Source organism: Variovorax sp. JS1663 (assembly GCF_002157355.1).
GTDB lineage: Bacteria > Pseudomonadota > Gammaproteobacteria > Burkholderiales > Burkholderiaceae_C > Variovorax.
Genome location: NZ_LYMK01000020.1, coordinates 1 through 21,539 on the forward strand (window position 1 = coordinate 1; position 21,539 = coordinate 21,539).

The 21,539-nt window shown below is 68.4% G+C and carries 23 protein-coding genes and 1 pseudogene; 15 read left to right on the plus strand and 9 right to left on the minus strand.

Translation table 11 applies throughout. The features are described from left to right. Together A8M77_RS17610 and xseA are read right to left on the minus strand one after the other, a co-directional pair. Positions 1 to 115 (minus strand): annotated as a pseudogene (locus tag A8M77_RS17610) (superoxide dismutase [Fe]); the annotation flags it as partial. A gap of 48 nt (positions 116 to 163) precedes the next feature. Further along, entirely contained in the window at positions 164 to 1,474 is a 1,311-nt protein-coding gene (gene xseA / locus A8M77_RS17615) for an exodeoxyribonuclease VII large subunit (protein WP_086922809.1), read from the minus strand. A 315-nt stretch (positions 1,475 to 1,789) separates the two neighbouring features. Between xseA and A8M77_RS17620 the strand changes: the two genes are divergently transcribed. From A8M77_RS17620 to adk, 6 genes are all read left to right on the plus strand, one after another. Next, a complete protein-coding gene (locus tag A8M77_RS17620; protein ID WP_086922810.1) occupies positions 1,790 to 2,422 on the plus strand; it encodes a MotA/TolQ/ExbB proton channel family protein in 633 nt (210 codons plus the stop codon). 5 nt (positions 2,423 to 2,427) lie between these two features. Further along, positions 2,428 to 2,853 (plus strand): ExbD/TolR family protein, encoded by a 426-nt coding sequence (locus tag A8M77_RS17625; RefSeq protein ID WP_086922811.1) that lies wholly within the window; start codon positions 2,428 to 2,430, stop codon positions 2,851 to 2,853. Continuing rightward, complete coding sequence (gene lpxK / locus A8M77_RS17630) at positions 2,829 to 3,836, plus strand: tetraacyldisaccharide 4'-kinase (protein ID WP_086922812.1); 1,008 nt, start codon at positions 2,829 to 2,831, stop codon at positions 3,834 to 3,836. The genes A8M77_RS17625 and lpxK overlap by 25 nt, the downstream gene beginning before the upstream one ends. Next, positions 3,817 to 3,999, plus strand: coding sequence for a Trm112 family protein (locus tag A8M77_RS17635; RefSeq protein WP_086922813.1), 183 nt, complete (start codon positions 3,817 to 3,819; stop codon positions 3,997 to 3,999). The genes lpxK and A8M77_RS17635 overlap by 20 nt, the downstream gene beginning before the upstream one ends. Positions 4,000 to 4,012: 13 nt before the next feature. After that, positions 4,013 to 4,777, plus strand: a complete 765-nt coding sequence (gene kdsB, locus A8M77_RS17640) for a 3-deoxy-manno-octulosonate cytidylyltransferase (protein ID WP_238136862.1) — start codon at positions 4,013 to 4,015, stop codon at positions 4,775 to 4,777. Positions 4,778 to 4,900: 123 nt separating this feature from the next. Further along, complete coding sequence (adk, locus tag A8M77_RS17645; RefSeq protein ID WP_086922815.1) at positions 4,901 to 5,557, plus strand: adenylate kinase; 657 nt, start codon at positions 4,901 to 4,903, stop codon at positions 5,555 to 5,557. Here the strand turns inward: adk and A8M77_RS17650 are convergent, their stop codons facing one another. From A8M77_RS17650 to A8M77_RS17660, 3 genes are read right to left on the minus strand one after another with little or no spacing between them, the layout of a single operon-like run. Then, positions 5,558 to 6,028 carry a DUF6152 family protein gene (locus A8M77_RS17650; RefSeq protein ID WP_086922816.1) on the minus strand — a complete coding sequence of 157 codons (471 nt, stop codon included), beginning with the start codon at positions 6,026 to 6,028 and terminating at the stop codon, positions 5,558 to 5,560. 25 nt (positions 6,029 to 6,053) lie between these two features. Then, a complete protein-coding gene (locus A8M77_RS17655; protein ID WP_086922817.1) occupies positions 6,054 to 6,470 on the minus strand; it encodes a hypothetical protein in 417 nt (138 codons plus the stop codon). Positions 6,471 to 6,474: 4 nt separating this feature from the next. Further along, positions 6,475 to 7,470 carry an asparaginase gene (locus tag A8M77_RS17660; RefSeq protein ID WP_086922818.1) on the minus strand — a complete coding sequence of 332 codons (996 nt, stop codon included), beginning with the start codon at positions 7,468 to 7,470 and terminating at the stop codon, positions 6,475 to 6,477. 73 nt (positions 7,471 to 7,543) lie between these two features. Between A8M77_RS17660 and lexA the strand changes: the two genes are divergently transcribed. The 4 genes from lexA (at position 7,544) to A8M77_RS17680 (ending at position 10,985) form a co-directional block, all read left to right on the plus strand. Continuing rightward, positions 7,544 to 8,218, plus strand: a complete 675-nt coding sequence (lexA, locus tag A8M77_RS17665; protein WP_086922819.1) for a transcriptional repressor LexA — start codon at positions 7,544 to 7,546, stop codon at positions 8,216 to 8,218. 143 nt (positions 8,219 to 8,361) lie between these two features. Beyond that, the gene (locus tag A8M77_RS17670; RefSeq protein ID WP_086922820.1) at positions 8,362 to 8,697 is read left to right on the plus strand and encodes a hypothetical protein; all 336 of its coding nucleotides are present in this window, start codon (positions 8,362 to 8,364) and stop codon (positions 8,695 to 8,697) included. 108 nt (positions 8,698 to 8,805) lie between these two features. Next, a complete protein-coding gene (locus tag A8M77_RS17675) occupies positions 8,806 to 9,813 on the plus strand; it encodes a D-2-hydroxyacid dehydrogenase family protein (RefSeq protein WP_086922821.1) in 1,008 nt (335 codons plus the stop codon). Next, positions 9,810 to 10,985, plus strand: a complete 1,176-nt coding sequence (locus A8M77_RS17680) for an MFS transporter (RefSeq protein WP_086922822.1) — start codon at positions 9,810 to 9,812, stop codon at positions 10,983 to 10,985. Before A8M77_RS17675 ends, A8M77_RS17680 begins: the two co-directional genes overlap by 4 nt. Here the strand turns inward: A8M77_RS17680 and A8M77_RS17685 are convergent. Further along, the gene (locus tag A8M77_RS17685; RefSeq protein ID WP_143694643.1) at positions 10,972 to 13,089 is read right to left on the minus strand and encodes a type IV pilus assembly protein FimV; all 2,118 of its coding nucleotides are present in this window, start codon (positions 13,087 to 13,089) and stop codon (positions 10,972 to 10,974) included. The genes A8M77_RS17680 and A8M77_RS17685 overlap by 14 nt on opposite strands. Positions 13,090 to 13,237: 148 nt before the next feature. Here A8M77_RS17685 and A8M77_RS17690 point away from each other — a divergent pair, with 148 nt between their 5' ends. The 5 genes from A8M77_RS17690 to A8M77_RS17710 are packed head-to-tail and all read left to right on the plus strand — an operon-like array spanning position 13,238 to position 18,775. After that, complete coding sequence (locus A8M77_RS17690) at positions 13,238 to 14,758, plus strand: 3-hydroxyacyl-CoA dehydrogenase (protein ID WP_086922824.1); 1,521 nt, start codon at positions 13,238 to 13,240, stop codon at positions 14,756 to 14,758. A gap of 29 nt (positions 14,759 to 14,787) precedes the next feature. Further along, positions 14,788 to 15,567: an oxepin-CoA hydrolase, alternative type gene (locus tag A8M77_RS17695; RefSeq protein WP_086922825.1), complete on the plus strand. Its 780-nt coding sequence runs from the start codon at positions 14,788 to 14,790 to the stop codon at positions 15,565 to 15,567. Positions 15,568 to 15,622: 55 nt separating this feature from the next. Then, positions 15,623 to 16,345: a Crp/Fnr family transcriptional regulator gene (locus A8M77_RS17700; protein ID WP_086922826.1), complete on the plus strand. Its 723-nt coding sequence runs from the start codon at positions 15,623 to 15,625 to the stop codon at positions 16,343 to 16,345. Positions 16,346 to 16,359: 14 nt separating this feature from the next. Continuing rightward, positions 16,360 to 17,466: a phosphotransferase gene (locus tag A8M77_RS17705; RefSeq protein WP_086922827.1), complete on the plus strand. Its 1,107-nt coding sequence runs from the start codon at positions 16,360 to 16,362 to the stop codon at positions 17,464 to 17,466. 37 nt (positions 17,467 to 17,503) lie between these two features. Next, on the plus strand, positions 17,504 to 18,775 hold the full coding sequence (locus A8M77_RS17710; protein ID WP_086922828.1) for an acyl-CoA dehydrogenase family protein: 1,272 nt from the start codon (positions 17,504 to 17,506) through the stop codon (positions 18,773 to 18,775). 58 nt (positions 18,776 to 18,833) lie between these two features. On the opposite strand, the gene A8M77_RS17715 is transcribed toward A8M77_RS17710, so the two are convergent. From A8M77_RS17715 to folP, 3 genes are read right to left on the minus strand one after another with little or no spacing between them, the layout of a single operon-like run. Next, on the minus strand, positions 18,834 to 19,313 hold the full coding sequence (locus A8M77_RS17715) for a GNAT family N-acetyltransferase (RefSeq protein WP_086922829.1): 480 nt from the start codon (positions 19,311 to 19,313) through the stop codon (positions 18,834 to 18,836). 4 nt (positions 19,314 to 19,317) lie between these two features. Next, the gene (gene glmM, locus A8M77_RS17720) at positions 19,318 to 20,652 is read right to left on the minus strand and encodes a phosphoglucosamine mutase (protein ID WP_086922830.1); all 1,335 of its coding nucleotides are present in this window, start codon (positions 20,650 to 20,652) and stop codon (positions 19,318 to 19,320) included. Then, positions 20,649 to 21,509: a dihydropteroate synthase gene (gene folP, locus A8M77_RS17725; RefSeq protein ID WP_086922904.1), complete on the minus strand. Its 861-nt coding sequence runs from the start codon at positions 21,507 to 21,509 to the stop codon at positions 20,649 to 20,651. Before folP ends, glmM begins: the two co-directional genes overlap by 4 nt. Positions 21,510 to 21,539 lie beyond the last annotated feature (30 nt).

Genomic DNA, 21,539 nt, shown 5'->3' on the forward strand with positions numbered 1-21,539 from the left:
GGTTCACCACATAGGCGTTGTGGTGCTTGCCGTAGTGGTACTCCAGCGTTTCCTTGGAGTACTCGGGGGCCAGCGCGTCCAGGGGGTACGGAAGGGGTGGGAGGACGTGTTCCATGTCTTTTCTCGCAGGTTGGTTGTGGGGACGACGCATTCTAGAAAGGAATCAAGACGCTCGCGTCGGACGCAGTCCCGTCGTATCCGTCCGCCCGACTGTCATGTCGGCCGTGCCATCGAGCAGCCTCGCCCGCACGGCGTCGCCCGGTGCCATCTGCTGAACGCTGGTGACTGCTTTGCCGTCCGCGTCCGTGAGCCAGGCATAGCCGCGCTCGAGGACCAGGGCTGGATCCAGCAGTTGCAGCCGCAGCGCCGCACGCTCGAGCCGCTCCCTGCGTTGCAGCAGCGCGCGCGCAAACCGCTGCGGCAGCACCGCCTCCAGACCCTGCTGCGCCTGCGCGAGCCGCTGGATGCGCGACTGCGCGCCATAGCGCAGCCGCTGCGCGTGCTGCGCCAGCCGCAACTGCTGCCGCAGGACCAGCGTCGAAGGTCGCGCCAGCCTCCCGGCCGCATCGTCGACGCGCTGATGCAGCGCATCGAGACGCCCCGACAGCGCACCGCGCAGCCGCTCCTCCAGCAGCACCAGCGCGCTCAGCCAGAGTTCACGCGGGGCCGCCACCAACTCGGCGGCGGCGGTGGGCGTCGGTGCACGAAGATCGGCGCAGAAGTCGGCGATGGTGAAGTCGGTCTCGTGGCCGACACCGCTGATGACCGGCACCGGACTCTGAACGATCGTTCGCGCCAGGCCTTCGTCGTTGAAGGCCCACAGATCCTCGATCGAGCCGCCGCCGCGCACTAGCAGAATCGCCTCGACCGGCGGCTGCAGTGCGTAAAGCGCCCGCAGCGAACGCACCAGTTCCGCCGGCGCCCCGTTGCCTTGCACCGCCGCCGGCGCCAGCACGACGGGAATGTGGGGCACGCGCCGCCGCAGGGCTGTCACCACGTCGTGCAGCGCCGCGGCGCCCAGCGAGGTCACGAGCCCGACCGCACGCGGCATGGCAGGCAGCGGCCGCTTGCGAGCCGGATCGAACAGGCCTTCCGCCTCCAGCCGCGCCTTGCGTTGCATGAACTGCTCGAACAGCGCGCCCTGCCCGGCTCGGCGCAAGCTCTCGACCACCAGCTGCAGGTCGCCGCGCGGCTCGTACACGGCCAGGCGCCCGCGGACCTCGACCTGATCGCCATCGCGCGGCGAGAAATCGAGCAGCCCCGCTGCGCGCCTGAACATGGCGCAGCGCAGCTGCCCCGCCTCGTCCTTCAGGGCAAAGTAGCAATGCCCGCTGGCTGCGCGCGAGAACCCGCTGATCTCGCCGCGCACGGCCACCGGATTGAAGCGGGCCTCGAGCGCATCCGCGACGGCACGGCACAGCGCGCCCACAGCCCAGACGCGGGGTCCGGCAGCCGGTGTTTCAGGTCCGTTCATTTCCAGGCAGCGTCAACAGGAGGCCCAGTCGTCCACAACGGAGATGCCACGCACCGGCGCGGCCAGCCATGGACACCACATGCACGAGTTCACGTGCAACACATTGATTTGATTGAAGAAAGTGCTGCTCAAAATTCAGTCGTTCCAAGGCGAGGCCCGTGGAATGGGGCTGCAGCGGAGTTGCCCCGTGGGTTAGCCACAAAGTTATCCACAGAATCTGTGCGTCGTCGCCGACACGCGAATACAAATCGGAACATCTGCCGCCGACGGTGGATAATCGCCGCGCATTTGCAGTCCACGGGCCGGAGGGTTTCTTTGTTTTCGATCATAGTTGCTGCGGGCTGGCCGATCTGGCCATTGCTTGCTTGTTCGGTGGTTGGGCTGGCGCTGGTCATCGAAAGATTCAGCAGTCTCAAGACCGCCAAGGTCCTTCCTCCCAAACTGCTCGACGAGGCCATCGGCGTCTCGCGCAACGCCATACCGGGCCCGGAAGTGGTGACCAAGCTGGAAAGGAATTCAGGACTCGGCGAGGTGCTGGCCGCCGGCTTTCGCGCGTTGAACTCCAACCCCCAGTCGACCGAAGACGATCTGCGCGCGGCCATGGAAGCCGCAGGCCGCATCGTCGCGCACCGGCTGGAACGCTACCTGCCCGCGCTCGCGACCATCGCGTCGGCCGCGCCCCTGCTCGGCCTGCTGGGCACGGTGATCGGCATGATCGAGATCTTCGGCTCGCAATCGCCGAGCACCGGCGCGGTCGGCTCCGGAAATCCCGCGCAGTTGGCTCACGGCATCTCGATCGCGCTGTACAACACGGCCTTTGGCCTGATGGTCGCGATCCCGGCGCTGATCTTCTGGCGCTATTTCCGCACGCGGGTCGATGAATACCTGCTCAACCTCGAATTGGCCGGCGAACGCTTTGCGCGCCACCTGAACACGCTGCGGTCATGAGACGAATGCACTTCAGCCACGGCTCCAAGGAGGAGCCGGAGATCAACCTGATCCCCTTCATCGACGTGCTGCTGGTCGTGCTCATCTTCCTGATGCTCTCGACCACCTACAGCAAGTTCACCGAGATGCAGCTGCGGCTGCCGGTGGCCGACGTGGAAGCCCAGCGCGACTATCCGAAGGAAGTCATCGTGGCCGTTTCCGCCGATGGCCGCTATTCGGTCAACAAGACCCCGCTGGCCGAGCGCAGCGTGGAGGCCGTGGCCGACGCCTTGGGCGCCGCGGCCACCGGCGGCAAGGACAGCGTGGTGATCATCAGCGCCGACGCCAACGCCGCCCACCAGTCGGTGATCACGGTGATGGAAGCCGCGCGCCGCGCCGGCCTCGTGCAGATCACCTTCGCCACCCAATCGGCCGCCAAGGCCGGCCGCTAGCCTTGAGCCTGCAGCAGGCCTGGCTCGGGCGCGGGGCGCTCGTGCGGCTGCTGTGGCCTCTCTCGCTCGTCTTCGGGGCGCTGGCCGCGGTCCGGCGCACTCTTTACCGTCTCCAGATCCTGAAAGCCGAGCGCATCGGCGTGCCGGTGATCGTGGTCGGCAACGTGATCGCCGGCGGATCCGGCAAGACGCCGGTCGTGATGGCCGTGGTGCGCCATCTCCAGGCCCGTGGGCTTCAGACGGGCGTGGTGTCGCGCGGCTATGGCCGCATCACCGACGACTGCCGGGAAGTCGACGAAGACAGCGATCCGTGCGACGTTGGCGACGAGCCGGCCCTGATCCGGCGCGCGACAGGCGCGCCCGTCTTCGTGGCGCGCCGGCGCGCGCAGGCGGCGCGCGCGCTGCTCGCGCACCACCCGGACACGTGCTGCATCGTCAGTGACGATGGCCTCCAGCACCTCGCGCTGGCCCGCGACATCGAGATCTGCGTCTTCGACGATCGCGGCACGGGCAACGGCTGGCTTTTGCCGGCGGGCCCGCTGCGCGAGTCCTGGCCGCGGCGCTGCGACCTGGTGCTGCACACCGGCGCCCGGCCCGCTTTCGCGGGCTTCTCCGCCCGCCGCTCGCTGGCCGGCCACGCCTTGCGCCAGGACGGCACGCCGGTCCCACTCGCCGACCTGGCCGGCCGTTCGCTGGTGGCGGTCGCCGCCATCGCGAAACCGGAGGCCTTTTTCCAGATGCTGCGCGAGCGCGGACTGGTGCCGCAGCAATGCATCGCCCTCCCCGACCATGACGACTTCGCCGACTGGCGCGCCCCACCGGGCGACGGCTATGCACTGCTGTGCACCGAGAAGGATGCGCTCAAGCTGTGGCGCCGCGCGCCCGACGCATTGGCCGTTCCGCTGCTGTTCGAGCCCGAGCCCGCCTTCTTCCGCGCGCTGGACGCGAAGCTATCATCGCCCGATGGACCCCAAGCTGCTTGAACTGCTCGTCTGCCCCGTGACCAAGGGACCGCTCACCTGGAACCGCGAGAAGCAGGAGCTGGTGTCGCGCAGCGCGCGCCTGGCCTATCCGGTGCGAGATGGCATCCCGGTGCTGCTCGAGACCGAGGCCCGCACCCTCTCCGACGAAGAACTGGGACTGTGAGCCTGCAGTGGACTTGCGCTTCACCGTCCTGATCCCGGCCCGGCTCGCCTCCACCCGGTTGCCGGACAAGCCGCTGGCCGACATCGCCGGCCTGCCGATGGTGGTGCGCGTCGCCCAGCGCGCATTGCAGTCCCGAGCCGGGCGCGTCGCGGTGGCCGCCGACGATGCGCGCATCGTCGCCGCCTGCGAGGCGCACGGTATCCAGGTCCTGCTCACGCACACCGACCATCCGAGCGGCAGCGACCGGCTGGCCGAGGCCTGCAAGTTGCTCGGTCTGGCCGACGAGGAGATCGTGGTCAACGTCCAGGGCGATGAGCCGCTGATCGACCCGACGCTGATCGACGCCGTGGCCCGGACGCTGGCCGCACATCCGGACGCCGCGATGAGCACGGCTGCGCACGCGATCGATTCGCTGGAGGATTTCCTCAATCCGAACGTCGTCAAGACCGTGCTCGACGCGCAGGGCAACGCGCTCTACTTCAGCCGTGCGCCCATCCCCTGGTGGCGCGACGGTTTCGCCAAGGGTACGCCCAACGCCCTTCCGACCGCACCCGCGCCCCTGCGCCACATCGGCATTTACGGCTACCGTGCCGGCTTCGTTCGCCGCTTCCCAAGCCTGCCGCCGGCCCCGGTCGAGGCGACCGAAGCGCTGGAACAGCTGCGCGCACTCTGGCATGGGCACCGCATCGCCGTGCACGTGAGCACGCATGCACCCGGGCCGGGCATCGACACACCGGAAGACCTCGAGCGCGTGCGCGCCCTGTTCGCCACGGGCTGACACCGGCGGCCGAGTGCACGGCGTACACCGGGGTGCGTGCTATCCTCGACCTGATTGCGCCCTTGCTGCCGTCGCCTGCGACAGGCAGGCGCGCCAGAAATCGAAGAACCGTCCGAGGACACCATGAGACTGATTTTGTTGGGCGCCCCCGGGGCGGGCAAGGGCACACAGGCCGCCTTCATCTGCCAGAAGTACGGCATCCCCCAGATCTCCACCGGCGACATGCTGCGCGCCGCCGTCAAGGCCGGCACCCCGCTCGGCCTGCAGGCCAAGGCCGTCATGGATGCCGGAGCACTGGTCAGCGACGACCTCATCATCAACCTCGTCAAGGAACGCCTCACGCAGCCGGACTGCGGCAACGGCTTCCTCTTCGACGGCTTTCCCCGGACCATCCCGCAGGCCGATGCGATGCGCGCCGCCAGCGTCAAGCTCGACTACGTGCTCGAGATCGACGTGCCTTTCGCCGACATCATCGAGCGCATGAGCGGGCGCCGCTCGCACCCGGCATCGGGGCGCACCTACCACGTCAAGTTCAACCCGCCGAAGGTCGACGGCAAGGACGATGTCACGGGCGAAGACCTGATCCAGCGCGATGACGACAAGGAAGAGACGGTCCGCCACCGCCTCGACGTCTACAGCCGGCAGACCCGGCCGCTGGTCGACTACTACGCAGCCTGGGCCAAGGCCGAGCCGGAGGCGGCGCCGAAGTACCGCGCCATCAGCGGCGTCGGCACGGTCGAGGAAATCACCCAGCGGGCCCTCGCCGCGCTGGGGAGCTGATCAGGCTGGGCTGGAACGCAGCCCGTAGGCCTTGCCTTCGACGAACAGGTACTCGACGCGCATCACCGCGTCCTGCTCGTCCTTGTGCGTGAAGCCCACCGCGGAGACGGTGGTGCCTGGCTTGATCTCCGCGACCTTCCAGGCTTCCATGCGCGTCAGCGGCGCCAACTCGAGTTCCCATTGCCGCTCGCTGCGTCGAGGCAGCGCGGCGCGCGCCAGCAGGGCCGCGCCATCGACCGGCGCGCTTTGCGCCGGCAGCGTGCGCTTCGCCAGATCAGCCGGCAGCTTGAGTCCCGCCGGCACCTCGATCACCAGCTCGGCATGTGGGTTCTGCCACTTCGTGCGCACCACCTTGCCCTCGAGATAGACCGGGCGGTCCTGGTCGAAGCTGCTCCAGCCATGGTGCGCCCAGGCGAGTTGGCTTGCGAGGGGAACGGATGCGGCGGCAACGAGGATGCGACGACGTTTCATCAGGACGGCTCCTTCTTCATTCCATTCAGTACGCGATCCAGCGGCCGCAGAACACGACGGCCAGCCAGATCGAAGTAGACATCAGCATCTGTATCCGCGCCAGCGCATCGAGTTTGCGCAGGGAGCCGCGGGCGTGGAACCACCCGGCGTTGCAGCCGGCGACCAGCAGCAGGCCCATCTTGATGATGAAGGCGCGGTTGGCCAGCAGGTCCGTCGGCTGGGTAGCGAACATCATCGAGCCGCTGGCCGCCGCGAGCCCGAAGCCGACCAAGGCGATTGAGAGCGACAGCCTGGCCATCGCCGCCACCGGCAAGGCGGCGGCGCGGCCGAACACCCGCATCTCGAGTGCGACGAGGTTGCCGAGCAGCAGCGCAATGCCGACGATATGCACGACCTCCAACGCCGGATAGACCCAGGCGTGCGACTGCAGCGCGGCGAACATGCGCTCAGGCGCCGCCGGCCTCGGTTGCCATCAATTCCAGCACCAGGGCAATGCGCGCCTTGACCGGCGTCAGCGCACCCGCATCGCGCAGCGTCGCATCGGGCGTCGGGAGAATGCGGCCCTGCATGCAGCGCGTCGCGCGCACCACGGCGATTCCCGCCGCCTGCGCCCGCAGCGCCGCGGCTTCCAACGCCTCGTGCAGCGTGCCGTTGCCCGTGGCTGCGAGCACCAGGCCCTGCACCGCGCCGGGCGCACCGGCCTGCCGCTGCGCGACCAGTGCATCGACGATGCCGCCGTCCGCTTCCGCATGGCTCAGCAGGATCTCCACGCGCGGCCAGCGCGCCGCCAGGGTCATACGCTCGAAAGCCAGTCGTGCCTGCTCAGCCGGCAAGAACGGCCACTGGCGAAGCTCGCGCAGAGCACCTTCCTCCACATAGGCCACTGGCCCGGCATCGCCGGAACCGAAGGCGTCGACCCGGTAGGTGTGCACTTTCTGCACGTCGAAGGCGCCGTGGACCGCGCCCGCACACACTGCCACCACGCCCCGCGCGCCCACGCTGGCGGCAACGGCGATGGCGTCACGCACGTTCTGGGGCCCATCGGGCGTCAGCGCGGTGGCGGGCCGCATGGCGCAGGTCAGCACGATGGGTTTGGCAGGTGCCAGCACCGACTGCAGAAAGAAGGCGGTTTCTTCCAGCGTGTCGGTCCCGTGGGTGAGCACGAGGCCCACCACGTCGGGCTCGGCCAGCCAATGGGCACAGCGCTCGGCCAGCCGGCGCCAGATCGCGAAGCTCATGTTCTTGCTGTCGACCTGCGCCACCTGCTCGGTGTGCAACACGACGCCCGCAGGTGCCTCGATGCCCTCCAGCAACTGGGTCACGCCCATTTGGCCCGCCGTGTAACCGATGTTGTCGCCGACGGAGGCCGCGCGGCCGGCGATGGTGCCGCCAGTGCCCAGGACGATCACCCGGCGCCTGCTTTCTCTCGTGGAATCCGCCATGGCTTGCCAAAGCTCCGAAAACTGGTTAAAAATACAGATACTGGATGTTCAACCAGTATCGCAGGAGTCGCAAATGCAGTTCGCCGCCAAGCTTACCGCCCGCCAGCAGCAGATTCTGGACCTGATCCAGAGCGCCATCGCCCGTACCGGCGCACCGCCCACGCGTGCCGAAATCGCTGCCGAATTGGGTTTCAAGTCCGCCAACGCGGCTGAAGAACATCTGCAGGCGTTGGCACGCAAGGGCGTCATCGAGCTGGTGAGCGGCACCTCCCGTGGCATCCGTCTCAAGGGGGACGCGCTGCGGTCGCTGAACGAATCGCGCAACAACCAATACTCGCTCTCGCTGCCTGGCATGGCCCAGCTCGCGCTGCCGCTCATCGGCCGCGTCGCCGCCGGCTCGCCGATCCTCGCGCAGGAGCACGTCGACCAGACCTACTACGTCGAGAACACCCTGTTCCAGCGCCAGCCCGACTACCTGCTCAAGGTGCGTGGCATGTCCATGCGCGACGCCGGCATCATGGACGGCGACCTGCTGGCCGTGCAGGCCACCAAGGAGGCGCGCAACGGGCAGATCATCGTCGCCCGCCTGGGCGACGAGGTCACGGTCAAGCGCCTCAAGCGCAACAAGCAGGTCATCGAGCTGCATGCCGAAAACCCCGACTACCCCACGATCATCGTGCAGCCGGGCGAGCCCTTCGAGATCGAAGGCTTGGCCGTCGGCCTGATCCGCAACACGATGCTGATGTAGCCCTGACAAGGCGGGGCGCTCCGCGCGCCCCGCACCAACAGCCGCGACAGGTGGCGGGCGTATGGCTGAAGGGCCATCACCCTGCCGTGGCCGACGACAGCAATCCTGCCTGTGTTCAACCTCTGACCTTCATGGAGTTTCACATGGGAATCGCTCTGCTCAGCTTCGCCGACCTGTTCATGCCGCTGCAATCGCTGGCCACCCGCTGGATGACCTCGCGCCGCAGGCGCACGTCGGGGCTTCGCTACGTGGGCATTCGGCCCAGTTGCGCGGCCCGACCGGGCGCACCCGCAGCCTCTCGCCTGTCCTCCCCGGCCCGCCCGCTGCGTGTGGTGCGCACGGTCGATGCGCAGCCCAGCGGCCGTGGCACCGGCCGGGTCGTGATCTCGGGCCGCATGGCGGATGTCTGCGCCGAGCTCGACCGTCTGGCCGCGCTGGAAGCGGCCGGCACATCAGTGTCCTCCAGCCACCTGCATTGAACCCACGCCCGCGCGCGTCCCCTGCGCGCGGACTTAAACCCACGGGCATCCTGCGCTTCTGTCGCCAGCGCGCAGCCCCGCGGATGGTGCGAGGCACAATGGCATGCCATGAACATCGTGATCCTCGACGACTACCAGGATGCAGTGCGCAAGCTGCGCTGCGCTTCCAAGCTCGATGCGTACGCCGCCAAGGTCTATACCAACACCGTGAAGGGGATCGGGCAACTGTCCGTTCGACTCAAGGACGCCGACGTCATCGTGCTGATCCGCGAACGCACCCAGATCTCCCGCCAACTGATCGAGAAGCTGCCCAAGCTCAAGCTCATCTCGCAGACCGGCCGGGCCGGGCACCACATCGACGTCAATGCCTGCACCGAATACGGCGTGGCCGTCGCCGAAGGAACGGGCTCGCCGCTCGCTCCGGCCGAGCTCACCTGGGCGCTGATCATGGCGGCCATGCGGCGGTTGCCCCAGTACATCAGCAACCTCAAGCACGGCGCCTGGCAGCAGTCGGGGCTCAAGTCCGCGTCGATGCCGCCCAACTTCGGCCTCGGCTCGGTGCTCAAGGGCAAGACGCTCTGCATCTGGGGCTATGGTCGCATCGGCCAGTTGGTCGCGCGCTACGGGCAGGCCTTCGGCATGCAGGTCGTGATCTGGGGCCGCGAGGAGAGCTGCGCCCGTGCGCGTTCCGACGGCTTCCAGGTAGCGCCCAACCGCGAGGCGTTCTTCACCGCAGCCGACGTGCTCTCCGTCCATCTGCGCCTGACCGACGAAACCCGTGGCCTCGTGACGCTCGAGGACCTCTTGCGCATGAAGCCCACCGCGCTTTTCGTCAACACCTCGCGCGCCGAACTGGTCGAACAGGACGCGCTGCTTGCGGCGCTCAACCGCGGGCGACCCGGCCTGGCAGCCATCGACGTCTTCGAGAGTGAGCCGCCTCTGCAAGGCCATGCCCTGCTGCGGCTGGAGAACTGCATCTGCACGCCGCACATCGGCTACGTCGAGCAGGACAGCTACGAGATGTACTTCGGCCAGGCCTTCGACAACGTGGTGAGCTTCATCAAGGGCAGCCCGACCAACATCGTCAATCCGGGCGCGCTGCAGGTGCGACGTTGAAGCGCCCCGCCTTGCCGGCCTCCCTCTGGGCGCTGCTGGCAGGCAATTTCGTGATCGGCACCGGCGTCATGGTGGTGCCGGGTACCCTCAACGAGCTCAGCAGTTCGCTGCAGGTCAGCGCTGCCACCGCGGGACAGTTGATCACCGCGGCGGCAGCGGTGGTGTGCTTCGGTGCGCCCCTGCTCGCGGCCGTCGTTGCGGGCTGGGACCGGCGGGTGCTGCTGGCCTGCACGATGCTGTGGTACGCGGCGGGCCACCTGATCTCGACTCTGATGCCGAGCTTCGGCACTCTGCTCGCGGTGCGCATGCTGACGGTCATCTCCCCCGCGATCTTCACGCCCCAGGCGGCGGCCTGCGTCGGCCTGCTGGTGCCAGTGGAGCAGCGCGGCCGCGCCGTGACCTTCGTCTTTCTCGGCTGGTCCATGGCGTCCGTGCTCGGCCTGCCGCTGGGCGCCTTGATCGGCGGGCACTTCGGGTGGCGCACCGCGTTCGGCATGATCACCGTGCTCTCGCTGCTGAGCGCCGCCTGGATCTGGCGCCAGCTCCCCACCGGAATCCGTCCGCCCGCGCTGACGCGGGCCGCCTGGGCCCAGGTGCTCCGCAGCCCGATGCTCATGGGGGTGGTGGCAGTCACCGCGCTGCAGGGCGGCGGCCAGTTCGTGCTGTTCAGCTATTTCGCGCCCGTGCTTCGGCAGACCGTGGGCGCGAATGCCACCGCGCTCGGCCTGGTGTGGGCCTGGTTCGGCATCTGCGGCCTCGCAGGCAACATGCTGGTGAGCCGCGCCATCGACCGCGTCGGCGCCTCGCGCATGGTGCTGCTCACCAGCTCGCTGATCGCCCTGAGCCTGCTGCTCTGGCCGCTTGGCGTCAGCTTCGCGATGCTGGCACTGATCCTGGTGCCCTGGGGCCTGGGCTGCTTCGCCACCAACTCGGCCCAGCAGGCGCGCCTGGTGTCGATGGCACCGGCGCTCGCGCCCGGCTCGGTGGCACTCAACAGCTCCGGAATCTACGTGGGGCAAGCTGTGGGCGCCGCGGCCGGCGGCTGGCTGCTGGCCCACGACGCGATCGCCTGGATGAGCTGGGCCGGCTTTGCGATGCTGGTGTGTGCCCTGGTACTGAGCCTGGCGGTCGACCGAGCCCAGCGCCGCTCGCCGATGCTCAGCGCTTCTTGATCGGCTTCGGCGCGATCTCGGCCTCAGTGTCCGGGTCGAAGAGCTCGAAGTCGATCACATGCGGATCAGTGGAAGGCGCCGGCGGCGGCGTGGGCGTTTCGATCGGCGCCCGCATGGTCTCGAAGGCGGTGCGATCGAAGTCCTCCAGGTCCAGGCTGACATCAGGCTGCACGCGAACCGAATCGCGGTCCGGAACGTGCGGAGCCGATGAAGGGATTTCGGGCGACAGAACGGTCTCGTGGTCCAGCTTGTCGTCGATCGCGGCGTAGAGCGAGGGCGGCAGCGTCGGCCCGGCATCGATGACATCGGGCGGGCTCTCCGGCTCGATTGGCGCTGGCGCCGTCATCATCTGTTCGTGCCCGAAGGTGTCGACGAAGGACTGCGGCGTGACCGGCGCAGGCGGGGCGCTGTCCGGATCGATCACCTCCTTCGCCACCGAATAGAGCAGGAGCAGTTCCTGGTAGGCGGCCAGGTCGAAGGGCTCGTCTTCGTGCATGCCGGGCTTGCGGAAGATCAGCTCCTCGATCAACGCCAGGGTGCCCGCCGCGGGCCATTGCGACTCGATACGCGCCAGCGTGCTGCGGTAATGTTCCAGGCCCTTGCCGGTCTGGTTGAAATGCTCGAAGGCCGGCACATCGGCATTGAAGGCGCGCTCGAACTCCTCCGACAGACGCGTGTAGTCCTCCCTGCGGTCCAGCGAATGGTAGATGCGCAGCAGGTCCAGGTAGGCGAGCGCACTGGTGCCGGGGTTGGTGGCGATGTGCTCGCGCAGGACGGCGATCGCCTGGTCTTGCTGGCCCAGCGACAGGAAGAAGTCGGACTGCTGCTGGACGTCGTACAGCTCCTCGGTGTTGACCGGCCGCACCGGCATGCCGTCGGGCGTGCGCGCAGGTGGGGGCTCTGCCTCTTCCTCCTCTTCGGGCGCCAGGCCGGTGAAGGTGGTGGTGCCAAAGTTGGTGGCGTTCGCGCTGTCCCGCCGGCTGGACTTTTGGGCCAGATCGTCGTCGAGCATGTCGCCGAAGGCGTCGGGACGGGTCGGCCCCTCTTCGCTCTTGGCTGCCGGCTCGCGCCACCAGACCGGCTCGGCGCGCCGCGCGGCCAGGCGCCACAGCATCAGGATGGCGATCAGCGCAAGCAGGAGCAGGCCGACCAGGGCGTAGACGAGCGGGTTGCTGTAGCGGCTTTCCCGCGCCTGGGCGAGCTCGGTACGCAATTCCAGGAGGGCGCGCTGGTTCTGCGCCGTCTGTTCGCGCAGCGCGGTCAGCGTGGCCTCCAGCGTCTGGATCCGCTCGCTCTCGCGCTGGGCTTCACGCTGCGCGGCGCCGGGTTCGGCGCTGAGCGCGCGCCAGTCCGCTGCGGCAGCAGCGCGGCGGGCCGTATCCTCCGTCGCCGGCAAGGCCAATTGCGTCGTCGTCTTGAGACCGGGCTGAGCCACCGGAACGGGCTCCAGCGCCTCGAGTTGAAGGCGGGAACCACCTGCCGTCGCGTCGCGTCGGGGCGCCTCGGCGGCAGCCGGCGTGGCCGGCGGTGTGCGCGGCGCCGCGGCTCGCGCAACGGCCGGCGGCGGTGTCGCAGCCGGACGGCGTGGTGCGGGTGCCGGTGCAGCGCTGCGGCGCGGCGGCGTCGCATCCTCGGTCGATGCGCGGGACGCAGCAGCCGCCTGGCGTCGGACCGGTGCGCTGCCTTCAGGGTCGAACGAAGAGCCCGCTCCCGCGGTTCGCGAAGAAGGAGTGCCTTGCGATGCTCGGACAGGCGCGGCGGGCTGCGGCTGCGCAATGATTGGCAGGGAGGACTGCGCCGGCACATCTGCCAGCAATACGTAGCTGCGCGTGGAGCGCATCTCGCAACCGGCACGAACGCTCACGTTGATCACCGGCTCGTCGACGGTGGCGGACGACCGGATGCGAATGCGCGAATTGGAGGGACTGGACCCCGGCTCGAGCGCTACCCTCAAGCTGCTGTTCGGCATCGGGACATCGCCCTGCATGACCTCGGCTTCGAGGCACAGCGCGCCACCGGCCTCGGCTTCGTCCAGCGAAAGCGGGATCACCACGTCCAACGGCTTGCCGATCCAGACAGCGCCTTGCGGCCGTCCGATCGTCAAGGCAAACGATTCAAATGCGAGCCCAACAAGAAACAGGGCCGCAGCCAAACGTGGTGGTTGCAAAATGACTAGTTACGAAAGTATTCGAAAGTAGACGCATTCTGGCATGCCCGAAGGCGTGCCTTTTTCTCGGAGAGACAATTATCAAATGACTGTGCAGTTTTCCAATGTAGGAATTGTCGGAGCGGGCGCCATGGGCCGCGGCATAGCGCAAATCGCGGCGCAAGCCGGCAGCGAGGTGTTCCTGCTCGACAGCTTCGAGGGCGCGGCCGCCCGCGGCCGGGATGCCATCGTCGCCCAGTGGCGCAAGCTGCTGGAGAAGGGCAAGCTGGACCCCGCCCGTTGCGACCTTCTGTCGGGCCGCATCCATGCTGCCGACTCCATGCAGGCGCTCGCGGGCTGCGACCTGGTGGTCGAGGCGGTGGTCGAGGACCTCGAGGTCAAGCGCAAGCTGTTTCGCGAGCTCGAGGCGGTGGTGGCGCCCTCTGCCGTCCTCGCGACCAATACCTCCTCGCTCTCGGTGACGGCCATCGGGGCCGCGATGGCACAGCCGGAGCGAATGGTGGGCTTCCATTTCTTCAACCCGGTCCCGCTGATGAAAGTGGTCGAAGTCGTGGCAGGCTTCAAAACCGAGGCCGAGGTCTGCCGCCGGCTCGCTGCCTACGCGGCCGAGATGGGCCACGCAGCGGTGCAAGCGAAGGACACGCCCGGCTTCATCGTCAACCATGCGGGGCGCGGCTACGGCACGGAGGCACTGCGCATCGCGGGCGAGGGCGTGGCGGACTTCGCCACCATCGACCGCATCCTCAAGGACCAGGCCGGCTTCCGCCTCGGCCCCTTCGAGCTGCTGGACCTGACGGCGCTGGACGTCTCCCACCCGGTGATGGAGTCGATCTACCGCCAGTACTACGACGAACCACGCTACCGGCCGAGCGTCATCACCGCGCAGCGGCTCGCCGCCGGCGCGCTCGGGCGCAAGACGGGCGAAGGCTTCTACCGCTATATCGACGGCGCGGCGCAGGTGGCGCCGGAGCCGCCCACGCCGGCGCTCGAAGGCCATCCCTCGGTCTGGATCTCGCCTCGGGCGGCGCGGCGGCCGGAGTTGCTACGCCTGGTCCATGCGCTGGGCGCCCAGCTCGAAAGCGGTGCGACGCCCTCCTCCGCCGCACTCATCCTGGTCGCGCCGCTGGGCTTCGATGTCACCACCGTCGCGGCGGTCGACCGGCTGGACGCCACGCGCACGGTCGGCATCGACCTGATGGCGGACGACGCGGCCACGAAGCGCCGCGTTCTGGCCACCAACCCGGCAACACGGCCCGACATGCGCGACGCTGCCCATGCGCTCTTCGCGCGCGACGGCAAGGCCGTCAGCGTGATCCGCGACAGCGCCGGCTTCGTCACGCAGCGCGTGGTCGGCACCATCGTGAACATCGCGTCCGATATGTGCCAGCAGCAGGTCTGCACGCCGGCCGACCTCGACCTGGCAGTGAAGCTGGGCCTGGGCTATCCGCAGGGGCCGCTGGCGATGGGCGACCTGTACGGCCCGACCAATATCCTGGAAGTGCTGTTCAACATCCAGACGGTGTACGGCGACCCGCGCTACCGTCCCAGCCCCTGGCTGCGCCGTCGCGGCGCGCTGGGCCTGAGCCTCACCCATCCCGAAGAGTAGAGAGACGCAAGGACGAGAGACCCGACCCGATGACCGCAGAACTCAAGAGCACGACCGAGGGCAGCACCATGGTGCTCACCCTGTCCAACCCCTCGCAGCGCAACGCGCTGGGCCCCGAGATGTACGCTGCGGGCGTCGAGGCCCTCAACGGCGCGGAGAACAGCGACGAGATCCGCAGCGTGGTGCTCGTGGGCGAAGGCGCCTGGTTCTGCGCCGGCGGCTCCCTGCAGCGCCTGCTGGGCAACCGCGAGCGCGAGCCCGCGGTGCAGGCCGAGAGCATCGAGGCGCTGCACAGCTGGATCGACTCGATCCGTACCTTCCCCAAGCCGGTGATTGCGGCGGTCGAGGGCGCGGCCGCTGGCGCCGGCTTCTCGCTCGCCATGGCCTGCGACCTGATCGTCTCGGCCCGCGACGCCGTGTTCGCCGCCTCCTACAGCAGCGTTGCGCTGTCGCCCGATGGTGGACTGAGCTGGCACCTGGCGCAGATGCTGCCGCGCCAGCTCGCCAGCGAATGGCTGATGCTGGGCGGGCGCATCGATGCCGCGCGCCTGCACGCCCTCGGCGTGGTCAACGAGATCACCGAGAACGGCCAGGCCCTGGCGGCCGCGCTCGCGCTGGCGAAGCGCCTGGGCGAACGCGCGCCCAACTCGCTGGCCAGCATCAAGGAGCTGCTGAGCGAAGGCCGAGGCGCCACCCTCAGTGCGCAGCTCTCGCAGGAGCGCGACCATTTCGTGCGCAACCTGCACCACCCCAACGCGGCCATCGGGATCAACGCGTTCCTGGCCAAGGAAAAGCCGCGCTACGAATAGCGGCGCGTCGCTCGGGCGACAAGGCCCGGCATTTCAGTCACGCACAGGACAGTCCATGGACGAGCCCATTCTTACCATCGAAGAACGAGAAGCGATCAATGGTGGTCGCTGGTTCTCTTCTCTTTCACCTTCCCTGCGTCACGACATTCTTCGATGCACCTTCGTCAAGCGCTACAAGGACGGCGAGCTGATCGCGGCGCGCGGCGACCCGCCCGAGCAGTGGATCGCCTGCGCCAAGGGCGCGGTGCGCGTGAGTTCGACAGCGGTGTCGGGCAAGCAGGTGACGTTGACGTACGTGGAGCCCGGCATCTGGTTCGGCGACATCGCGATGTTCGACGGGGACCGGCGCACGCACGACGCGTACGCGCATGGCGACACCACGATCGTCTGCGTGGCGCGGGCGGACTTCCAGAAGATCCTGGCCACGCACGTCGAGCTCTACGAGGCGCTGATGCGCCTGCAGGCGCGGCGGCTGCGCCAGCTCTTCGGGCTGGTGGAAGACCTCAACACCCTGCCCCTGCGGGCGCGGCTGGCCAAGCAGCTGATCCACCTGGTGCGCAGCTACGGCGTGCCGAACCTGGCGGATGGCAGCCAGATGCGCATCGGCCTTCACCTGGCGCAGGAGGAGCTGGCCCAGCTGCTGGGCGCCTCGCGCCAGCGCGTCAACCAGGAGCTCAAGGCCATGGAACGCGAGGAAGTGATCCGCATCGAGCCCGGCGGTCTGGTGGTGCTGGACCGCGCCGCACTGATGCGCATCTCGGAAGCCGACGACCAATAACAGAACGCAGAGACATGACCCAGGACTTCGACAACTTCGTCGGCACCCGCGCCGTTTCCAAGCAGCACCTCTTCGACGTCGGCGCGCTCACCGACTGGCTCGAGAAGAACCTCGACGGCTTCAGGGGCCCGCTCACGGTCGAAATGTTCAAGGGTGGGCAGTCCAACCCAACCTACAAGCTGATCACGCCGGGACGGAACTACGTGATGCGCGCCAAGCCGGGCCCCGTGGCGAAGCTGCTGCCCTCGGCACACGCCATCGAGCGCGAGTTCAAGGTCATGAGCGGACTGGCCGGCACCGACGTGCCGGTGCCGCGGATGCATTGCCTGTGCGAGGACGAGAGCGTCATCGGCCGGGCCTTCTACGTCATGGAGTTCATGGAAGGCCGCGTGCTCTGGGACCAGTCCCTGCCCGGCATGAGCAACACGGAGCGCGACGCCATCTACGACGAGATGAACCGCGTCATCGCCGCGCTGCACACGGTGAAGTTCGCGGAGCGCGGCCTGGCCGACTACGGCAAGCCCGGCAACTACTTCGACCGCCAGATCGGGCGCTGGAGCAAGCAGTACAAGGCCTCCGCCGACGGCGCCGGCGAGCTGTCGCAGCCGATCGACGAAATGGAGCGCTTGATCGACTGGCTGCCCGCGCACATGCCCGCGAGCGCGCGCGACGAGAGCAAGGTCTCGATCGTGCATGGCGACTACCGGCTCGACAACGTGATGTTCCACGCCAGCGAGCCGCGCATCATCGCGGTGCTCGACTGGGAGCTGTCGACGCTGGGCCATCCGCTGGCTGACTTCAGCTACCACTGCATGTCGTGGCACATGCCGCCCAGCACCGGCCGCGGCATCGGCGGCGTGGACGTGGCGGCGCTGGGCATCCCCACCGAGGGCGAATACATCCGCCGCTACTGCGCACGCACCGGCATCAGCACGCCCGAGGCGCTGGCGCCCGACTGGAACTTCTACCAGGCCTACAACCTGTTCCGCATGGCCGCGATCCTGCAGGGCATCGCCAAGCGCGTCGAGGCGGGCACCGCCTCGAGCGAGCAGGCGGTGGCCTCGGCCCGCGGCGCTCGGCCCATGGCCGCGATGGCCTGGCAGTTCGCTCAACGCGCGTGACGGCGCCTGACCCCTTTTCCCACCCGGAGACACCCCCATGGATTTCGACTATTCGGCCAAGACCCAGGACTTGCAGAAGCGCGTCAGCGCCTTCATGGAAACCCACATCTACCCCGCAGAGGCCGAATACGCGGCCGAGTTGGCGGCGAACACCGCGGCCGGCAAGCGCTGGAGCGCTCTGCAGACGGTCGAGAAGCTCAAGCAGAAAGCCAAGACGCAGGGCCTGTGGAACCTGTTCCTGCCGGTCGACAGCGCCGAGGTCTCGGGCTACAAGGGCGCCGGCCTCACCAACCAGGAATACGCGCCGCTGGCCGAAATCATGGGCCGCGTGCCATGGGCTTCCGAGGTCTTCAACTGTTCGGCGCCCGACACCGGCAACATGGAGACCATTGCCCGCTACGGCTCCGACGAGATCAAGTCGCGCTGGCTCAAGCCGCTGCTGGAGGGCGAGATCCGCTCCGCCTTCGCGATGACCGAGCCCGATGTGGCCTCGAGCGACGCGACCAACATCTCCACGCGCATCGAGCGCCAGGGCGACGAATACGTGGTCAACGGCCACAAGTGGTGGATCTCCGGCGCGGCCGATCCGCGCTGCAAGGTCTTCATCACCATGGGCAAGACCGATCCCGAGGCGCCGAAGCATTCGCAGCAGAGCATGATCGTGGTCCCGGCCGATGCCAAGGGCATCCGCATCGTGCGCCCGCTCAACGTGATGGGCTACGACGACGCGCCGCACGGCCACGTCGAGATGTACTTCGAGAACGTGCGCGTGCCGGCCGCCAACATGCTGCTGGGCGAAGGCCGCGGCTTCGAAATCGCCCAGGGCCGCCTTGGCCCGGGACGCATCCACCACTGCATGCGCCTGATCGGCCTGGCCGAGCGTGCGCTCGAGCTGATGTGCCGGCGCGCCTCCTCGCGCGTGGCCTTCGGCAAGACCGTGGCCTCGCAGACCGTGACCCAGGAACGCATCGCCGAGGCCCGCTGCAAGATCGACATGGCGCGCCTGCTCACGCTCAAGGCCGCCTGGCTGATGGACGTGGCGGGCAACAAGGTGGCCAGGACCGAGATCGCGATGATCAAGGTGGTGGCGCCCAACATGGCCTGCCAGGTCATCGACTGGGCCATGCAGGTGCATGGCGGCGGCGGCATGAGCGACGACTTCCCGCTGGCCTACGCCTATGCGGGCGCGCGGACGCTGCGCTTCGCAGACGGTCCGGACGAGGTCCACCGCAACGCCATTGCCAAGTGGGAGCTGGGCAAATACGGCACAGGCAAGGGCGACGACGCGATGCCCGTCACCCGCTTCTGACCTGCCGCTTCGGTCACAGGACCGCCGCGCGCCTCGAGCGCCGGCGGTCTTTTTTTGCCTATAGCCTTTTCTGGAGGAACACGGCCTGGCCGAAGGCCGGATCGAGTTGATAGCCGGCGAATCCCTCCCGCGCGTAGGCACGCAGCGCGCTGTGGTTCCCCGAGAGGACTTCGAGCGTGAGCTTGCAGGCGCCCCGGACACGGGCTTCCTCCTCCACGCGCGCGAGCATCTGCTGCGTGACGCGCCGCCCGCGGTGGCTGGGCAGCACGACCACGTCGTGCACGTTCACCAGCGGCCGGCAGGCGAAGGTGGAGAACCCTTCGATGCAGTTGACCAGGCCGACCGCCTGGTCGCCGTCATAGGCCAGCACGCTGAAGGCCTGGGGCCGTGCCGCGAGCGCCACGGGCAGCCCCGCCAGGACGTCGGGAGCCAGTGGCGCGCCGCCGCCCGCCGGGTCGCGGGCATAGCTGTCGAGCAAGCCGACCACCGCCTGCGCGTGGATCGGATCGCGATAGTCGGCGAGCAGGACCTGGATCATGCGTTCAGCCGGCTTCTACCGCCGCGACGAGGCGCTTCGCGCAGGCCTCGGCCTGTGTGGCATCGCGCGCCTCCACCATTACGCGCAGCAGCGGCTCGGTGCCACTGGCACGGATCAGCACGCGGCCGGCATCGCCCAACTCCGCCTCGCTGCGCTCGATCTCGGCGGCCAATGCCTTGTTGGCCTTCCAGTCCTGCCCGGCGGCCAGGCGCACGTTGATCAGCGTCTGGGGAAACAGCCGGAGGTCCGACAACAGTTCGCCGACATTCCTCCCGCTGCGCTGGCAGGCCTGCAGCACCTGCAGCGCGCTGACGATGCCGTCGCCGGTGGTGTGGCGGTCCAGCGCCAGCAAGTGGCCCGAGCCCTCGCCACCCAGCAGCCAGCGCCGCTTCTCGAGCTCCTCCAGCACGTAGCGATCGCCCACGCGGGCGCGCACGAACTCGATGCCCTGGGCGCGCAGCGCCATTTCGACCGCCTTGTTGGTCATGAGCGTGCCCACCACGCCGGCCAGTTTCTCGCCACGCGCGGTGCGTTCCATCGCCATCAGGTAGAGCAACTCGTCGCCGTTGAAGAGACGGCCGCTCGCGTCCACCAACTGCAGCCGGTCGGCGTCACCGTCGAGCGCAATGCCGTAGTGCGCGCCCTGGGCCTTCACCGCCTCGATCAGCGCCCGGGGGTGCGTAGCGCCCACGTCCTTGTTGATGTTCAGGCCGTCGGGGGCGCAACCGATGCTGGTCACGTCCGCGCCGAGCTCGTGGAAGACCTGCGGCGCCACCTGGTAGGCCGCACCGTGGGCACCGTCGACCACGAGCTTCAGGCCGCGCAGCGTCAGGTCGTTGGCGAAGGTGCTCTTGCAGAATTCGATATAGCGGCCCGACGCGTCGTTGAGGCGACGGGCCTTGCCGAGCTGGGCCGATTCGGCCCAGGCGGGCGCTTCTTCCAGCGCGGCCTCGACGGCCAACTCCCACTCGTCGCTGAGCTTGGTGCCGTGGGCGCTGAAGAACTTGATGCCGTTGTCCGGAAAAGCGTTGTGGCTCGCGCTGATCACCACGCCCAGGCTCGCGCGCTGGGCCCGCGTGAGGTAGGCAACGCCGGGCGTGGGGAGTGGCCCCAGCAGCACCACGTCCACACCGGCGGAGTTGAAGCCCGATTCCAGCGCCGACTCCAGCATGTAGCCCGAGATGCGCGTGTCCTTGCCGATCAGCACGGCCGGCCGCGACTCCGCTTTCTTGAGCACTCGGCCCACCGCGTGCGCGAGGCGAAGCACGAAGTCGGGCGTGATCGGCGCTTGGCCGACCGTGCCGCGGATCCCGTCGGTACCGAAATACTTTCTTGTCATGGTTGGAGCTCCTGTCCCTGTTGTTGTGAAATCATGGCCCGCCGGACGGCCAGCGCCGCCACGGTCTCGCGCACGTCATGCACGCGCACGATGGACGCACCGCGCTCCACCGCGAGCAACGCGGCTGCAACGCTGGGCGCCATGCGCTCGATCGCCGCCTCGATGCCGGTGACGGCGCCGATCGAGGACTTGCGCGACCATCCGACGAGGAGCGGCATGCCTGCAGCGAGCAGTTCGCGCTGGCGCGCGAGCAAGGCGAAATTCTGCACCACGGTCTTGCCGAAGCCGATGCCCGGATCGAGCGTGATGCGCTCGCGCGCGACGCCCAGCGCCCGCAGCGCGTGGGCCTGCTCCGACAGAAACTCGCGCACCACCGGCACCACGTCGCCTTCCATCGGCGCCGCCTGCATGGTCTGCGGATCGCGGTGCATGTGCATCAGGCAGATGCCGCAGGATGGGTGGGCGGCCACTGCCTCGCGCGCGCCCGGCTGCCGCAGCGCCCAGATGTCGTTGACGATGTCGGCGCCCAGGTCCAGTACGGCGCGCATGACCTCGGGCTTGTAGGTATCGACCGAAACCGGCATGTTGAGCTTGACGGCCTCGCGCACCACCGGGATGACGCGTGCCAGTTCCTCGTCCAGCGACACGGCCGGGCTGCCGGGCCGGGTGGATTCGCCGCCGATGTCGAGGATGTCGGCCCCCTCCTCCATCAACTGGGCGCAATGGCGCACGGCAGCCTCGGTGGACGCGTGGGCACCGCCGTCGGAGAAGGAGTCAGGCGTGACGTTCACGATGCCCATCACGCACGCTTGCGCCAGGTCGATCTCGAAGCGCGCAGTACGCCAGACCGCGGTCATTGGAGCATCTTCGCCTTCGGCAGCGGTATT